This is a genomic window from Enterococcus sp. RTP21361st1_A6_RTP21361_211029 (assembly GCF_040910045.1).
Classification (GTDB): Bacteria; Bacillota; Bacilli; order Lactobacillales; family Enterococcaceae; genus Enterococcus_D; species Enterococcus_D gallinarum.
This window is the reverse complement of the sequence record NZ_JBDGBK010000042.1, coordinates 1-14,940: the sequence shown is the minus strand read 5'-3', so window position 1 is coordinate 14,940 and position 14,940 is coordinate 1. Positions and strand designations below refer to the sequence as shown.

The window sequence follows — 14,940 nt, the reverse complement described above, 5'->3', positions numbered from 1 at the left end:
TGAAAAATAACAGTTTTGATGCTCTCTATTGATCCGTTGACAATTTTTCTTTCATTGTCTTCATAACAAATAGTATAACAAATTTTCTTTTAAAAAAAGCTCTGAGCGAGTCGGACTTCCGCTTACTCAGAGTGTTGATTCGGAATGCTTCCGAAATCTTTAAGGGGCCAAAAAATAAATTTGACATCTCCTAATACGGCTGACTGATCAATCAAACCAATGGTCCGGCTGTCTTTAGAGATTCGGCGATTGTCCCCTAACACCAACAATTTTCCTTCTGGAATTTGTTCAACACCGAAATCAGCCATCGTAAAGTCAGAAGTCAGTGGATAACCATCGGTTAATTTTGAACGAAAAGCAGAAAGATAAGGCTCTTCATATGCTGCCCCATTGATGAATAAAGTGTCTTCACGGTATTCCACCACATCACCAGGTAATCCGATCACACGCTTAATGTAGTTTTTTCCCACCTCATCAGGGGCTTCAAATGTGATGATATCAAACCGGCTGATTTGGGTGTTTTTCATAGCGATCACACGCTCCCCATCATGCAATGTTGGATCCATAGAATCTCCTTTAACGATCACAGGGGTGAAGACGTATTGTCGCAACGAAAACAGTAACAGCCCAAACAGAGCAACGAACAAAACGGTTTTGAGGACCTCTTTTATTTGTACCAACAGCATCGTCCTCCTTTGTATGTAAACCTATTCAATTAAAACAATAAAGTTGATACTCAATTCTACCATATTCCCTTTATTTAAGGGTAAGACCCTGTTCTTCTTAAACAAAAAATAGCAAAACGTTCGGTCAGAAACCTAGCTTGCTTCCTGTATTCGGCGTACTCGAATTTTGCCAAAAAAATCAACTGGATAGTCCCTTCAAGTGAAAAATTGACCGGGTCTCTTTGCTTTTGCAGTCAAAGGGGCCTGGCCAATTGATTCTCTCAATTTATATGATCGCTTAAAGAAATTTAATGGCCTTTTGGCTCTTGATCAACTAGAATATCGATCGGTGTTCCTTCATTTAGATGCTCCGTCAAAAACAGGACCAATTCTTCCATTGGACGCTCGAATTTCAACAGTGGTCCTCGCATCCCTCTTCGGAAGAAATTCATTTTGATCCATTGGTCCTTGCTCTCCTGATACAGTACCACCCGATCCACTTCCTGATACAAGATCCCGCGAATATTTAGTGGATGAATAATGAATCGATCTTCAGCTAACCCTCTGCTATCAAAAACAAAACTTAAGAAAAGCAATCCAGATACGACCCCTCGCAAGCGGTTCTCAAAGGTTTCTTCCATAAAAAACATTGCTATAATGACCACCAATGAAAAGAAAGCAATTGCTGCTTTTCCGCCTTTACGGCTGGCTGCAACAATTTGAATGTCTTTGCGGACGACAGCGAGAAACAAATACAAGACGACCGTGAACAGACACATTAAAAGCGTTAATACACTCATAGTTTTCTCCATTCTTTGTTGTTTCATCTATCTTACCAAATAATTTGCTGCTTCAAAAGCAGAATTATCCTACAACGCGTTTCTATTTTCTATTTTGAAAGAAATCCGCTACAATAGTAAAAAAAAGGAGGAACTGAACTTATGAATACTTTTTTCGAGAAAATCCAACGATACGATTTATTACGAGCGATTTTATTTTTGATTGCTGGATTGATTATTTTGATTGCTCCTCGCAGTGTCTTTAATACGATTGTCTATTTAGTTGCCGGATATGTTGCCTGCCTTGGGGTGATCAACCTCTATTCCAGTTACAAAGAAAAACGGCAAACCGGCTATGTGAATATGCAGATGACAACGGGGATCCTGCTTTTGATTGCCGCCGCAGCTATTCTCGTTTTTGCAAAGGGACTATTATCGATCGTACCATTCTTTTTGGGAATCATGATCACGATCAGTGGCTGTACGCGTTTGATGGCAAGCTTTAATCAAAAACGCAATGGCTTACCATTTATCACTGGTTTGCTTTTCAGTTTATTCGTGATTGTGGCAGGTATCATTCTTGTTTTCAATCCGTTTCAAACGTGGCTTTTGTTCTTCCAAATTTTTGGCGGAGTCTTGATTTTTATGGGGATCTCGGATTTAATCAATCATTTTCAAAGAAAACGTAGTTATTAAGATGAAAATGCGCTAAAAGAACAATTCTTTTGACATCTTCATGTAGACTTTTTGTTGCTTTGCTTTTACAATAGACTGTATCAACGAGAAATGATCAGTAAAAACGGAGCAAAAAACGCAGGAGGTACGACATGAAAAAAATCAAACAAGAAACAAAACATCCCAATGACGTCCCTGTGATTTTTTTGTATGACGATTTGGGAAATATCCAAAAAAAAATTTCAATCAACGAATGGCGGGATTTAAAAGCAAATTCCCAAAAAATCGAAGAATTTGAAATCAAGTTATACCGGGAAGCGATCACTTATTATACGCAAGAAGCGTATATGCAGGCAGCAGATCTATTGAAGTTTTTGATCAGCCAGACGGACTACACCCATTATGAATATGTGGAACGCTTAGCCAATATCTATCGAATCCAAGAAGATTTGATGCAAGAAAAACAATTATTGCTTGCGGCTCGCTCTTCTATCCGGAATCTCGAGTTTTCAGAAGGCATCATCAAACGAATCGATCAGCGCTTAGCAAAAATCGACCAATTTCCTCGCTCTTCTGCAGCGTACAATCAATGACATTGTTTACTAAAAAAGCGAACGCTTATGCTGGATGGCCATTAAATCAGCATAAGCGTTTTTTGATTATTTTTTTGATGTATGGGCGACTGTCTCACTCATTGGTGCAAGCATGCGCAAGCTGTTGAATAAGACGAGTAATGTACTGCCTTCATGAGCAAAGACGCCTAACCCAATATTCATTTTGCCTAGCAAATTCAATACGATCAATAATGCCACAATAAACATGGAGAAAAAAATATTTTGCCAAATAATCCGATCTAGTTTTTTTGCGGTCTTTAGTGCGTAGGTAAAGCGTGTTAGATCATTTTTCATGATCACCGCATCCCCCACTTCAATTGCAACATCCGATCCTTCCCCCATAGCAAAACCGATATCGGCCTGTACCAATGCAGGCGCATCATTGATACCATCTCCAACCATGACTGTCTGACCGTATTCATTTTGCAACTGCTGGATAATCTGAGCCTTATTTTCTGGCAGAACATTTGCAGCAACTTGATCTACTCCAAGCTGATCACCAATCGCTTGTCCAGCTGCTTGACTGTCTCCTGTGATCATGACTGTTCGAATACCAGATTGCTGCAGTTCATCTATGACCGCTTTAGATTGAGGATTCGGTAAGTCCATCAATGCGATCAGTCCAACTGGCTGATCATCCACCGAAAAAACAACCACCGTTTTGCCTGATTGTTCCAGGGTTTCTCGTTGCTCAGCAAATGATGAATGCGCAAACGTCGCCGCTGGCTTGCCAATTCGATAGGTTTTTCCCTCAACTACAGCCGTCAGACCGGAACCAATTTGGTTGTTAACGGAAAGTTCTAATGGTTGTGCCTTTTCTTGTTTCTCAAAATGCTCTACGATGGCAGCCGCTAATGGGTGATTTGCTTGCTTTTCCATGGCCAAGATCAGCGATACCCACTCTTGACGGTGCGCTTCAGTTGTTTCTTCAGCAAAGAAAACATCGGTCACTTGTGGTTGACCAATCGTTAATGTGCCAGTTTTGTCAAAGGCGGCTACTTTTGTTTGTCCCATATTTGCAAGATAAGAACTGCCTTTAAATAAGATGCCCCGTTTTGCTAAGTTTGAGATAGCAGACAAGCTAGCAGGTACTGCACTAGCGGCTAATGCACAGGGCGAAGCAGAGATCATCATCACTAGTCCCCGGTAAAAACTGGTTGACCAATCCCAACCAAAAAGAAAGGGTGCTGTCAAAATAAATAAGGGTACCAAAATCAAGACCGTTGTCACATAAAGCGGCTCGATTTTTTTGATGCGGGTTTCTGTTTTTGATTGATTGTTTTGTGCCGATTCCACAACAGAGAGTATTTTAGCAAAAACTGTCTCACTGCTGTCTTTTGTCACTTCCATCATAAAAGTGCCGTTACCGTTGATCGTACTTCCGAAAACTTCATCCCCTACAGTTTTTTCACGGGGAACACTTTCACCGTTGATGGAGGCTTCGTTGATGCTGCTGATTCCCGAGAGAATTTTACCGTCTGTTGCGATTTGGTCCCCTGGTAAAACTTGCAGCCTATCCCCTTTTTTGACTTGCTCTGCTGCAATTTTCTCAATGCTGCCATCTGCCTTAACCAGACGGGCTTCTGTCGGATTCAACTTCAAGAGGTTCGTGATTTCTTTGCGGCTTTGGCCCTCTGCATACTCTTCCAAAAAGTGAGCCCCGGCAAAAATCAGAATCAGCAAGGCAGCTTCATTGAAGTTGCCGATCAATACTGAACCAAAGGCAGCCAATGTCATTAATAAATGAACATTCGGTTTAAAGTGTCTGCTTTTGCGGGTATCTTTGATGGTGTCTTCGATCCCTTCCCAAATAATATGATACCCTGCTAAAAGAATAGCGGCAGTGTATAAAAAATCTTTAACGACCAATTGCGGTACCAATAAAGCAGCAATAAAAAGAATAACTCCTACTAAATAATTGCGTAACGGGGCGTTGCCATGGGAATGGCTTGCCTCTGCGGCATGGGTGTGTGGTGTTGAATGATTGCAAGAGTGGGTAGACATAAGAAAAGCCTCCTTCAAAGTTAGTGCATCATTTGCTTACAAATGAATATATGTTCATATCTACATTTTTATTATATATGAACGCGCATTCATGTGTCAAGCATCAATTACTACTTTTGTCAGCGATCCCATCATTGCACACCGATCCTTCGTTCTTGTCGCTCTTCAGGTGACCGGATCATTGTTTTTGTTTGCAAAAAAAGCCACAAAAAAAAGACAGGCCCTCTGTGCCTGTCTCTCACTACATCCTATTTTTGGTCGAATTTATCTTTGACATCTTGTGCCATTGACTCAGATTTGTCTTTAAGATCTGCAATGATTTCTTTAGAATGCCCTGCTGCTTGATCAACAAAGCCTTCTGCTTTTTTTGTCGGATCATCCGTGATATCGCCTGCTGCCTCTTTGGCTTTACCAGCCACCTTGTCTGGAGTTCCAACCCCAATGGCAGAGGTCACAGAATTTTTCAAGTCCATTAGTACTTCTTTAGAAGCACCGACAACTTGATCCAATGTTCCTTCTGCTTGCATTTTTTCGTTGCCAACGACATTTCCCGCAACTTCTTTTGCTTTGCCTTTAACAGAATCTTTGTTGACAGTCATCTTCTGCATTTTATTATAAACTGCCAGACCAAAAGCCGCGCCAATCAAACCTACTACGTATCCAGATTTTTTCATATGTGTCTCCTCCAATTCTTTTATAGTTATTATTTTAACAGAAATCTGCTGAAATGCCTGTTTTCAAGCTTGCAGTCCTCGTTCTTTTACAGGTGCCATTTCCTCTAGAAGAACGTATTTCTGCTTAACTCCCTTTCTCTAAGCTACTTCAAACAAAAAGTTGCCTTTTTTAAACGTTAAGAAATGATATGTTTTCGCACGCTTTCTCTTTAAGTGCCATCAAAAATCCTTGTTTATTCGTGTGCTTCTTATTTATTCATTCTTTGTGTTCATTCCTTTTGTCTCGCCGTTTCAGATCTCTTTATTCTGTCTTTTTTTCTGTATCTTTTTTTCTGTGTCTTTTTTCTGTAAAAACTTTCTGCCATTCAATCGTGTAGTGATTCCTCTTCACCAGTTGTTTTATTCCGTGATATGCGTTGCTAGGTGTTTTTCCAGAATTGCCTTTCCTAGATAAATCGGGTAACATAGAAAAGAAGAATATTCGAGAATTTATTTTTCTCAGAAAGGATCGAATAATGAATGAAACACATGTAGGATTGTTAGTCAACAGTCGTGTTTTTCAAGAAACTCCGATGATGCTGACTGGAATCCAATTATTAGAAGACCATAAAATCATCAACTGTATTATTAAAGACCGTTACCTTTCTAGTTACGTTTTACGCTTACCTCTCAACAAGTACCAGCTAGAAGTCGAAGGCAAATGGAACAAACGTGAACAGTTAGTGATCAAACATATGAAAATCAAAAATATCGATGAATACATCAAAATTGTGGGAACCCCAGAATAAACGAACGGATCAATCCGCCAGCTTGGCGTTTGATCCGTTTTTGATTTTTCCTCTAAAATAAGTAGTCAGCTCGCCATCCGGGTAAACGTATCGATCAACTGTTGCTGCTCTTCTTTGATTCCGATCGCCATCGGTTTAATCAAAACCTTGATAGTTTTAGAAGGCGTCTGGATCAACACTTTTTTGTTCATGACACCAGTAATTTTCAATGTGGTGATCTCATGGATCAGCACGGTTTCCATGGCTTTTTGTTCAAAGTTCAAATCCAATTGAATCAAACTAATTTTTTCTTCATCAACGATTACGATATAATACTTTGGCAAAGGAATCGCCATTACTTTAGCTTCTTCAGCATAGCCAGCCAGTTTCCCATTGAATCTCGTCCGATATGCTTCTAGATCTTCTTTTTTTACGATCCACTTCATTGAAACCGCTCCCTTTCCAGTATAGGTTAAGAATACCCGATTTTGTAAGAGAACAACACAATTATGCTTGTAGCAGCATCTACAAGGAGGATCTTGCCAGATATCGATATAAAAACCAGTGTCATTGATCATTCTTTGAGACAGATCAATGACACTAGCAATGAATGCAATAAAGCGCTGAATCAGCAGATTGCACTAATGGATGAGCTTTTTAGCCGGATAATAACGGTGAAAAAGTCGTCGAAATATTGGCGCAAGTAGTCCATAAAAGAAGCCATTTCCAACAGCATGCAGCGTATCAAAACTTATTCCTTGCAGATAATAGCCCCAAAAGCTTGGTAAGCCTAGCAGATACACGCTGAGTAAGGAGACCACAAATCCATAAAGGAACCCTGCTAAAATACTAAAAATCACTTGCAAGATCAAGGAACGTTTAACGATGGGAACATGTCTTAATCCGCTCATCATGAGGATCACGACTGTATAACTTACTGCCTGAGCAATCGTCCAAATCCCCATCCCCATGTAAAAATTCGTAATCAAAAGGGATAACAATGCGACGATCAGTCCTCTGACACAGCCTAAATAAAGAGCCACCAATAAGAAAATAGCGGTCATTGGTTGTACATTTGGCAGTGGTTGAAACAATGTACGCCCCACCACTGATGCTGCTACTAGCAAAGCAAGATAAGCAATCTCTTGCACGGAAAAAGACATTTTTGTCGGTTTAAAATTTCTCATAGGTAAAAACGACTCGATCCTTTTCGGTAAGAGATGTATCTTTTGCGCCGGTATTGACCATCTCGTCATTGATCGTATAGGTCCAATAATAACCAGCCGCTTCATCTTGCGCTAATCCTTCAATACTGGTGATCATGCCTTTGTCTTCCACTAAATCAAAATTTTCCTTCATTATCTCCATTAAAGAGGTTCCTTCTTTGAATGACACCGTTTTGGCTGGTATTTGTTCAGGCTGCGCATCTGTCTTGTTCACAAATGAGATCTCAGCCGTCTGTTGCTTAACCACCGAGTTAGCTGTAGCTTGATTGCTGCCAGTCGTTGTTGTCTGGGTAGTAGCTTCAGAACAGCCGCTCAACCCAATCCCTGCCAGCCACAGCAAACTAAAAATAACGATTCGTTTCATTTTCTTCACTCCTTCTTTCCTATTTTACTAAAAGTCACACAGAAAGCGAACTAATTTTTAGTCGAAAGTTGATTGTCAATTTGTCTTTTACTCGCTATACTACGTTCAATTATCAACAAAATAATCTGAAGATCGGAGTTTTGTCAATGACACGCAAATCAGCTTCTTGTACAACCATGCTGGTAGGCAAAAACGCATCACTCGATGGCTCGACCCTCATTGCTCGCAATGAAGATGCCGGGGCAGTGTCCCTACCACAAAAATTTGTCGTAATCCAACCTGAACAACAGCCTGCTACGTTCCATGCTGTTTTAAGCGGGTGCAGTATTCCTTTGCCGAAAGATCCCCTAAGGTATACTTCTACGCCTGAGGCAGATGAATCTCAAGGAGTCTGGGCTGCTTCAGGAATCAACAGCGCCAATGTCGCCATGACCGCCACAGAAACGATCACTACCAATGCGAGAGTTTTAGCTATCGATCCTTTGGTAAAAGAAGGCATTGGAGAAGCAGATTTTGTCAGTATCGTGCTTCCCTATATCCGTTCTGCTCGAGAAGGAGTCTTACGCTTAGGCGAGTTACTAGAAACTTATGGTACCTATGAGTCTAATGGTTTGGCTTTTGCCGATCGAGAAGAAATCTGGTATATGGAAACGATTGGCGGACATCATTGGGCAGCGATCCGAATTCCTGATGATGCTTATGTGATCGCCCCGAATCGAATGAATATCGCTACCTTCGATTTTGATTCTCAAGATACTTTATTTTCCGACGATTTACCTGATATGATTGTCAGCAATCACTTAAATCCAGACTTTGAAGGAATCAATTTACGTCATATTTTCGGCAGTGCAACAGAAAAAGATACTCGTTATAACAACCCTAGAGCTTGGTATATCCAAAAACAGTTCAGCGAAACCGCGTCGGATCCGCTTGACCAAGATCTACCTTTCATCTGTCTTCCGAAAAAGAAAATCAGCGTGATGGATGTAAAGTGGGCGTTGAGCAGTCATTTTCAAAATACCCCTTATGATCCGTACGGGAATGGAACGGCTAGTGAGAGAACTCGCTTTCGTTCGATTGCTCTCAATCGCAATCAGCAAGTGCATATTCTCCAAGTGCGCAGTCACGTACCTGATGAAATTGCAGGCGTTCACTGGCTAGCTTTTGGTCCCAATACCTTCAATGGAGTGGTCCCTTTTTACAGCAATGTGAATGAGACCCCGAAAGGTTATTGTGATACCACCACTACTTACGATCCGGGAAATAGCTATTGGTTGACTAAAACATTAGCACTGATCGGGGATCAAGACTATGATCTATACAGCGATCTAGCAGAACGGTTTGAACAAACAATCATGGCAAATTGTTTAGCGATTCAACAGAAGATCGATCAGACAATCCCATTAACAAATCAGTTATTGGAAGAAGCCAACCGTGAAATGGCCCGGCTTTACTTATCACATGCCACTCAATTACTAGGAGAAATGGTGGAAAGAGGCAATACCAAAATGAAACTGCGTTTTTCTTTGACAGATTGATTCTCCTTTAACCGATTATTTACATGAAATTGACTAGAACTCAATATCTTGCCTGTATACTATAGCTACCAATTAATTTTCTTTTTGCTTTGCAGCACGGCTTTTTCTCTACTGTCGTGCTGCCCCCTTCTGAAAATAATTGGAATCTACCTTGGAGGTATCGAAATGAATAAAGAAGAATTTCGCACAGTCACCAATGAGGTCGTACAAGGAATCGTCATCGTCAAGAATGACAATCAAAATGTCTGGATCATTCAAGACAAAGAAGGCTATTTCCACGTAGTAAGTAAAACGGCGTAAATCACTCACTGAATCCTATCAAAAAGAACCCGTGCTGCGAAAAGTTATCTTTTCGTTTACCACAGGTTCTTTTTAATTAGCAGTGTCTTTTCTATGAAGAAGCATATCAGCGGCAATAGTTCCCATTGACTCAAGCCATGCTAGTATTTTTGCATCAAGTTTTCAGTACCCTCTTGCCCATCACCATACACTGTCGATTGAATCGATGCAGTCGTATCAGCATGCTCTTTCCAATGCCCGAAAAAATACGTTCCGCATACTAAACTTGTTAGGAGTCCGATCCAGCCGTTGCTGAGCCATTCAACCAAAATCAGCAGTAAATAGATCAACTGCTGCGATTTTCTTGAAAGTTTCCGTAACAAGTACAGCCATTCTAGTAAAAAAACGACTAGCAGCACGGTTACAAAAGTTTTTCCTACAAACCACAATTCCCACAAGCTCATGGTCTTCCCACCTTTGGATTGTCCTAGCAGCTCTAACGAAATGCTGCAACTGACTCATTTAGTTCTTAGGAAGATCTTAGACGAGAAACCTTAAACTAACCTAAAAGTCGGCAATATTTTTCGGGGATGATTTCCATTGATCCAAAACAACTATTAATAACAGATCTTAGCCAATCATGACCGTTTCATCCGGGAATTTGTATCCGGCTTCTCGGCGGTTGGCTTTTGTCATCAATGAAAAAGCAACCGTCATGATGCCCACACGACCAATAAACATCAATAAGATGATCAATAATTTACCAAATACAGAAAGATACGGAGTCAATCCCATTGTTAATCCAACTGTTCCAAAAGCCGAAAAAACTTCAAAAGCAATGTATTCCAGTCCAAACTGAGAATTCCCCGGCATCGATTCTGTGATGGATAATAAGAAGATGGCAATAAAGCAAAGACTCAGTGTTAAGAAAAAGAGCGTGAACGCCCGCGAAACAGCCGCCTCTTTGATCGTTCTGCCAAAAACTTCAGCTCGTTTGCGCCCTTTCAACAAACTGCGAATCTTAATGATCAACACTGAGACCGTCGTGGTTTTCAGCCCTCCGGCAGTCGATCCAGAAGTACCGCCGATATACATGAGAATCATCGTCAACATTAACCCAGCCTGACTCATCTGGCCATAATCGATACTATAAAATCCAGCCGTTCGAGGGGTCACAGCAAGAAAAAATAACTGGAAAAAGCGACTAACAATGGAATCGCCTGATACGATACTGGAGTGATATTCGGTCACATAAAAACCAACCGTCCCTAAAATCAGCAAAACAATCATTGCCAACAAGGCAATACGGCTGTGCAACGAGCGTCTTTTTGAAGTAGCTAACAAGTCAAACCAGACCAGAAAGCCTAAGCCGCCGGCAATGATCAAAAGACTAATGACCCCTAAAACAAAAGGATCCGACTGAAAAGAGACCAGACTATTCCCAAAAAGATCAAATCCAGCATTACAAAAGGAAGAAATGGCGTGAAAAATACTAAACCATAGGCCTTGCTGCCAACCAAAGCGTGGCACAAAAGACAGAGCCAACAGGCAGATCCCTAAAAATTGAATCAAAAATGCGATGCGGATAATGTACCAAGCCAATTGAAATTCGCCAGACATTCGGTCAAGATTGAGGGATTCTCTTAGAATCATCCGAGTGCTTAAATTGACCCTTTTTTTTGCTAAGATATAAAAGAAAACTGGGATCGACATAAAACCGATCCCCCCAATTTCGATCAAGATCAAAAGAATCGCTTGTCCGCCCATATTATACTGTTCAGAAATGGAAAAAGTCGAAAGTCCTGTCACACAAATCGCGGAAGTTGCGGTAAACAATGCATCTAAGAAAGGCACACCTTGCCCATCATTTGTTACAACTGGTAACATAAGCAACCCAGTTCCCATCAAGATCAACATCATAAAGACCAGTGTAACCAGCTGCGGTGCACTGATTTTTTTGGACATTCTTTTTTTCATCTTTCTTTCCTACCTTTGTGCCAAGCAGATTTTCGACTGACGTGGCATTCACTTTGTTTTATTTTTTACCTTGATCATCCGAGTAACATTGGCGCGTTCATTTTCCTCAAGACGCATTTTGATCCCATAGATCGTCTCTTCCAATTCTGGTATCGTCAAATATTCTAGCGCATTGACCCGGCGGCGTGTTCGTTCTATCTCATCCGCCAGCAATTGACAGGTCTTTTCGATCTCTGTCAAAGACAATAGTTTAGGCAAGACATCGGTGAAACGTCCCATTGCCAGATCCAAAGGAACATTCGAGTTCACAAACCCATACTCGATCGGTGCCTGCATCACCACATCATCATAGTCGAATTGCATCACAGGCACTTCCACACTCATGATATTCTTGGTTGAGACATCAAGAGAAACTTCTGTTGCTGGCAAGATGAACATTTCTTCAATGTACTTTTCATTGATCGTGGCATTGGCTAGGCGAAAAGCCTTCATGGCACGATGTAATTGTGTTTCTACTTCTTTACGCAAAAGGTTGTTTTGTTTGATCAGTTCGATGAACCGACGCATCAACTCATCTTGTTTGTCTTTTAACAGTTTATGACCTCTTTTGGCAGTCGTCAACTGTTTGCTGAGGCGGCTTAGTTCCATGCGAGTTGGATTAACGGTTTGTCTGCTCATCTGCATCCTCTCCTTGTGGTAAAAACGCCTCTAGTAACGCATCGCTGATCCGTTTCAATTCTACTTTCGGCAGCATCGCCAACAGTTCCCACCCAAGATCCAACGTTTCTTCAATGGACCGATTTGTTTGATAACCTTGATCCAGGTATTCATTCTCAAAGCGTTCCGCAAACTTGGCATAGATTTTATCGACATCAGATAGTGCTGACTCCCCTAAAACGACTGCGAGTTCTTTGGCTTGCTTCCCTTGCGCATAAGCAGAGAAGAGTTGATTCATCGTTGATGCATGATCTTTACGAGTTTTGCCTTCACCTGTTCCCTTGTCCTTCAGCCGAGAAAGAGAAGGCAAGACATCAATCGGCGGCTGGATGCCGTTTTTGTATAACTCTCTTGAAAGAATGATTTGACCTTCTGTGATATAACCAGTCAAGTCAGGAATAGGATGGGTCTTGTCATCTTCTGGCATCGTCAATATAGGGATTTGGGTCACCGACCCTTTCACTCCCCGTAAGCGGCCAGCTCGCTCGTATAATGTGGAAAGATTCGTATAGAGGTAACCAGGATAGCCTCGGCGCCCAGGTACCTCACGACGGGCAGCTGATATTTCCCGCAACGCTTCACAGTAGTTGGTCATATCCGTCATGATAACTAAGACATGCATCCCTTTTTCATAAGCTAAATATTCGGCAGCTGTGAGAGCCATTCGCGGCGTAGCAATTCGCTCAATTGCCGGATCATTTGCCAAATTCATAAAGACAACAGACCGATCAATCGCTCCGGTTTGGCGAAAATCTTCCATGAAATATTCTGCTTCTTCAAACGTAATCCCGATACCTGCAAAAACAACCGCAAAGTCGTCCTCTGTGTCGAGCACTTGCGCTTGACGAGCGATTTGAGAAGCTAATTCTTTATGCGGCAGACCAGAACCAGAAAAAATCGGTAATTTTTGACCGCGAACAAGCGTATTCAAGTGATCGATAGAAGAGATGCCAGTTTGAATAAACTCATCTGGGTAATCTCGAGCCATCGGGTTGATTACTTCCCCATTAATGTCCATTCGTTTCTCAGCAATGATTTCTGAACCACCATCTTTGACTCGTCCTAACCCATCAAAAACCCGGCCAATCATTTCTTCAGAAACACCTAGCTCTAACGGATGTCCGAGGAAGCGCACACTGGATTCTCGTAAATTAATTCCGCCAGTACCTTCAAAGATTTGCACCAGTGCTTTATCTTCTTGAATTTCTAAGACTTGACCTTGACGAATTTCACCATTTTGCAGACGTACTTCGATCAGCTCTTCATATTTCACTCCTGAGACACGATCGACCGCCATCAAAGGACCGACAACTTCCCCGATCGTTTTATATTCTTTGATCATCCGTACGATCTCCTTTCTGCAAGATTTCTTTCATCGTATCTTTTATCTCGCTTTCCAATTTGCGGATTCCTTCTAAATCATCTTCCGGAAGATATTTCATGCGAGCGATTTTATCTCGCAGACGTTCTGTTCCCTGATAGATTTCTGTCAAATAGGCGCCTAATTCTAAAGCTTTTTGACCTTCGTCATGAAACAGTAAGATGGTCTGCAGCATTTCAAATTGTTTTTCTCGAGAAGTGAAAGTATCAACAGCATCAAAAGCATTTTGTTGTAAATAATCTTCTCGCAATGACTTCGTGATCTCTAACAGTAGTTGATCTTTATCCGATAAGGCATCAATCCCAACTAGACGCACAATTTCAGAAAGTTCAGCTTCTTTTTGCAGCATCCGCATAGCCGTAGTCACATTTTTCGACCACTCCACTTGCAACTGACGATCCAGATAAGCGCCCATTTCATTCTCATACAGGGAATAGCTTTTTAGCCAATCAATAGAGGGAAAGTGCCTTTTTTGAGCTAACGTGGCATCCAGCCCCCAGAAAACTTTCACCACTCGCAGGGTGTTTTGCGTGACAGGTTCGGAGATGTCCCCTCCAGATGGAGATACTGCACTAATGGCAGTGATGCTCCCTTCTTGTTCCGAGCCTAAACAAATCACTTTACCGGATCGTTCGTAATACTCGGCTAAGCGACTGCCCAAATAGGCAGGATAGCCTTCATCACCTGGCATCTCTTCCAAGCGACCGGACATTTCTCGCAACGCTTCCGCCCAACGAGATGTGGAATCGGCCATAATCGCTACAGAATACCCCATGTCTCTGAAATACTCCGCAATCGTGATTCCGGTATAGATAGAAGCTTCCCGAGCGGCAACCGGCATATTGGAAGTGTTCGCGATCAGTACAGTACGAGCCATCAAGGATTCGCCACTTCGTGGATCAATCAGTTCCGGAAATTCATTCATTACATCCGTCATTTCATTGCCCCGTTCTCCGCAGCCTACATAGACCACTAAGTCCACATCTGCCCATTTAGCAATTTGATGTTGGACCACTGTTTTTCCCGCACCGAAGGGGCCAGGGACCGCAGAGGCTCCCCCTTTTGCGATTGGAAAGAAAGTGTCGATCACTCGCTGCCCAGTGATCATTGGCTCTACCGGATTTAATTTCTGTTTGACTGGACGACTGTGCCGTACGGGCCATTTTTGCAACATCGAAAAGGAGCGTTCTCCTTTTGGTGTCTCAAGAATATAAACCGTTTCATCAATCGTAAAATCACCAGCAAAAACTTCTTTGACCCGTCCTGTAACGCCATTAGGC

General features: G+C 41.8%; 17 protein-coding genes. 5 read left to right on the top strand and 12 right to left on the bottom strand.

Annotated features, from left to right (window positions below; genetic code table 11):
* Positions 1-122: 122 nt before the first annotated feature.
* Together lepB and AB5Z52_RS09195 are read right to left on the bottom strand one after the other, a co-directional pair.
* Positions 123-680, bottom strand: a complete 558-nt coding sequence (lepB, locus tag AB5Z52_RS09200) for a signal peptidase I (protein ID WP_003126688.1) — start codon at positions 678-680, stop codon at positions 123-125.
* 293 nt (positions 681-973) lie between these two features.
* Positions 974-1,465, bottom strand: coding sequence for a hypothetical protein (locus AB5Z52_RS09195; RefSeq protein WP_003126690.1), 492 nt, complete (start codon positions 1,463-1,465; stop codon positions 974-976).
* A 141-nt stretch (positions 1,466-1,606) separates the two neighbouring features.
* Between AB5Z52_RS09195 and AB5Z52_RS09190 the strand changes: the two genes are divergently transcribed.
* Both AB5Z52_RS09190 and AB5Z52_RS09185 read left to right on the top strand, forming a co-directional pair.
* Positions 1,607-2,140 carry an HdeD family acid-resistance protein gene (locus AB5Z52_RS09190; protein ID WP_005473241.1) on the top strand — a complete coding sequence of 178 codons (534 nt, stop codon included), beginning with the start codon at positions 1,607-1,609 and terminating at the stop codon, positions 2,138-2,140.
* A 131-nt stretch (positions 2,141-2,271) separates the two neighbouring features.
* A complete protein-coding gene (locus AB5Z52_RS09185; RefSeq protein WP_005473243.1) occupies positions 2,272-2,712 on the top strand; it encodes a hypothetical protein in 441 nt (146 codons plus the stop codon).
* Between the two features lie 66 nt (positions 2,713-2,778).
* Here the strand turns inward: AB5Z52_RS09185 and AB5Z52_RS09180 are convergent, their stop codons facing one another.
* Both AB5Z52_RS09180 and AB5Z52_RS09175 read right to left on the bottom strand, forming a co-directional pair.
* Positions 2,779-4,737 (bottom strand): heavy metal translocating P-type ATPase, encoded by a 1,959-nt coding sequence (locus tag AB5Z52_RS09180; protein ID WP_086269204.1) that lies wholly within the window; start codon positions 4,735-4,737, stop codon positions 2,779-2,781.
* A gap of 248 nt (positions 4,738-4,985) precedes the next feature.
* Positions 4,986-5,411: a CsbD family protein gene (locus AB5Z52_RS09175; protein WP_003126695.1), complete on the bottom strand. Its 426-nt coding sequence runs from the start codon at positions 5,409-5,411 to the stop codon at positions 4,986-4,988.
* Positions 5,412-5,926: 515 nt separating this feature from the next.
* Here AB5Z52_RS09175 and AB5Z52_RS09170 point away from each other — a divergent pair.
* On the top strand, positions 5,927-6,199 hold the full coding sequence (locus AB5Z52_RS09170; RefSeq protein ID WP_003126697.1) for a hypothetical protein: 273 nt from the start codon (positions 5,927-5,929) through the stop codon (positions 6,197-6,199).
* 65 nt (positions 6,200-6,264) lie between these two features.
* On the opposite strand, the gene AB5Z52_RS09165 is transcribed toward AB5Z52_RS09170, so the two are convergent.
* The 3 genes from AB5Z52_RS09165 to AB5Z52_RS09155 all read right to left on the bottom strand — a co-directional run bounded on the left by AB5Z52_RS09165 (position 6,265) and on the right by AB5Z52_RS09155 (position 7,768).
* On the bottom strand, positions 6,265-6,624 hold the full coding sequence (locus AB5Z52_RS09165; RefSeq protein WP_005473249.1) for a hypothetical protein: 360 nt from the start codon (positions 6,622-6,624) through the stop codon (positions 6,265-6,267).
* Positions 6,625-6,819: 195 nt separating this feature from the next.
* Entirely contained in the window at positions 6,820-7,365 is a 546-nt protein-coding gene (locus AB5Z52_RS09160) for an ECF transporter S component (RefSeq protein ID WP_003126700.1), read from the bottom strand.
* A complete protein-coding gene (locus AB5Z52_RS09155; protein ID WP_034704395.1) occupies positions 7,352-7,768 on the bottom strand; it encodes a DUF4430 domain-containing protein in 417 nt (138 codons plus the stop codon). Before AB5Z52_RS09155 ends, AB5Z52_RS09160 begins: the two co-directional genes overlap by 14 nt.
* A 146-nt stretch (positions 7,769-7,914) precedes the next feature.
* On the opposite strand from AB5Z52_RS09155, the gene AB5Z52_RS09150 reads away from it, so the two are divergent.
* Positions 7,915-9,306 carry a C69 family dipeptidase gene (locus AB5Z52_RS09150; protein WP_034704398.1) on the top strand — a complete coding sequence of 464 codons (1,392 nt, stop codon included), beginning with the start codon at positions 7,915-7,917 and terminating at the stop codon, positions 9,304-9,306.
* 165 nt (positions 9,307-9,471) lie between these two features.
* Complete coding sequence (locus AB5Z52_RS09145; protein ID WP_005473255.1) at positions 9,472-9,606, top strand: hypothetical protein; 135 nt, start codon at positions 9,472-9,474, stop codon at positions 9,604-9,606.
* Between the two features lie 140 nt (positions 9,607-9,746).
* Here AB5Z52_RS09145 and AB5Z52_RS09140 read toward each other — a convergent pair whose 3' ends face one another.
* From AB5Z52_RS09140 to AB5Z52_RS09120, 5 genes are all read right to left on the bottom strand, one after another.
* Positions 9,747-10,049 (bottom strand): hypothetical protein, encoded by a 303-nt coding sequence (locus AB5Z52_RS09140; RefSeq protein WP_003126704.1) that lies wholly within the window; start codon positions 10,047-10,049, stop codon positions 9,747-9,749.
* A 166-nt stretch (positions 10,050-10,215) separates the two neighbouring features.
* On the bottom strand, positions 10,216-11,562 hold the full coding sequence (locus AB5Z52_RS09135) for a TrkH family potassium uptake protein (RefSeq protein ID WP_003126705.1): 1,347 nt from the start codon (positions 11,560-11,562) through the stop codon (positions 10,216-10,218).
* Positions 11,563-11,610: 48 nt separating this feature from the next.
* Positions 11,611-12,240: a V-type ATP synthase subunit D gene (locus AB5Z52_RS09130; RefSeq protein ID WP_034704401.1), complete on the bottom strand. Its 630-nt coding sequence runs from the start codon at positions 12,238-12,240 to the stop codon at positions 11,611-11,613.
* On the bottom strand, positions 12,221-13,621 hold the full coding sequence (locus AB5Z52_RS09125) for a V-type ATP synthase subunit B (protein ID WP_005473263.1): 1,401 nt from the start codon (positions 13,619-13,621) through the stop codon (positions 12,221-12,223). Before AB5Z52_RS09125 ends, AB5Z52_RS09130 begins: the two co-directional genes overlap by 20 nt.
* A partial coding sequence (locus AB5Z52_RS09120) for a V-type ATP synthase subunit A (protein WP_368266886.1) occupies positions 13,605-14,940 on the bottom strand: 1,336 nt, incomplete at its 5' end. The genes AB5Z52_RS09125 and AB5Z52_RS09120, both read right to left, overlap by 17 nt.

Bases quoted from the DNA above. Each gene is read 5' to 3' on its own strand.
- AB5Z52_RS09195 (WP_003126690.1), bottom strand. From the start codon at position 1,465: ATGAGTGTATTAACGCTTTTAATGTGTCTGTTCACGGTCGTCTTGTAT.
- AB5Z52_RS09190 (WP_005473241.1), top strand. From the start codon at position 1,607: ATGAATACTTTTTTCGAGAAAATCCAACGATACGATTTATTACGAGCG.
- AB5Z52_RS09185 (WP_005473243.1), top strand. From the start codon at position 2,272: ATGAAAAAAATCAAACAAGAAACAAAACATCCCAATGACGTCCCTGTG.
- AB5Z52_RS09180 (WP_086269204.1), bottom strand. From the start codon at position 4,737: ATGTCTACCCACTCTTGCAATCATTCAACACCACACACCCATGCCGCA.
- AB5Z52_RS09175 (WP_003126695.1), bottom strand. From the start codon at position 5,411: ATGAAAAAATCTGGATACGTAGTAGGTTTGATTGGCGCGGCTTTTGGT.
- AB5Z52_RS09170 (WP_003126697.1), top strand. From the start codon at position 5,927: ATGAATGAAACACATGTAGGATTGTTAGTCAACAGTCGTGTTTTTCAA.
- AB5Z52_RS09165 (WP_005473249.1), bottom strand. From the start codon at position 6,624: ATGAAGTGGATCGTAAAAAAAGAAGATCTAGAAGCATATCGGACGAGA.
- AB5Z52_RS09160 (WP_003126700.1), bottom strand. From the start codon at position 7,365: ATGAGAAATTTTAAACCGACAAAAATGTCTTTTTCCGTGCAAGAGATT.
- AB5Z52_RS09155 (WP_034704395.1), bottom strand. From the start codon at position 7,768: ATGAAACGAATCGTTATTTTTAGTTTGCTGTGGCTGGCAGGGATTGGG.
- AB5Z52_RS09150 (WP_034704398.1), top strand. From the start codon at position 7,915: ATGACACGCAAATCAGCTTCTTGTACAACCATGCTGGTAGGCAAAAAC.
- AB5Z52_RS09145 (WP_005473255.1), top strand. From the start codon at position 9,472: ATGAATAAAGAAGAATTTCGCACAGTCACCAATGAGGTCGTACAAGGA.
- AB5Z52_RS09140 (WP_003126704.1), bottom strand. From the start codon at position 10,049: ATGAGCTTGTGGGAATTGTGGTTTGTAGGAAAAACTTTTGTAACCGTG.
- AB5Z52_RS09135 (WP_003126705.1), bottom strand. From the start codon at position 11,562: ATGAAAAAAAGAATGTCCAAAAAAATCAGTGCACCGCAGCTGGTTACA.
- AB5Z52_RS09130 (WP_034704401.1), bottom strand. From the start codon at position 12,240: ATGAGCAGACAAACCGTTAATCCAACTCGCATGGAACTAAGCCGCCTC.
- AB5Z52_RS09125 (WP_005473263.1), bottom strand. From the start codon at position 13,621: ATGATCAAAGAATATAAAACGATCGGGGAAGTTGTCGGTCCTTTGATG.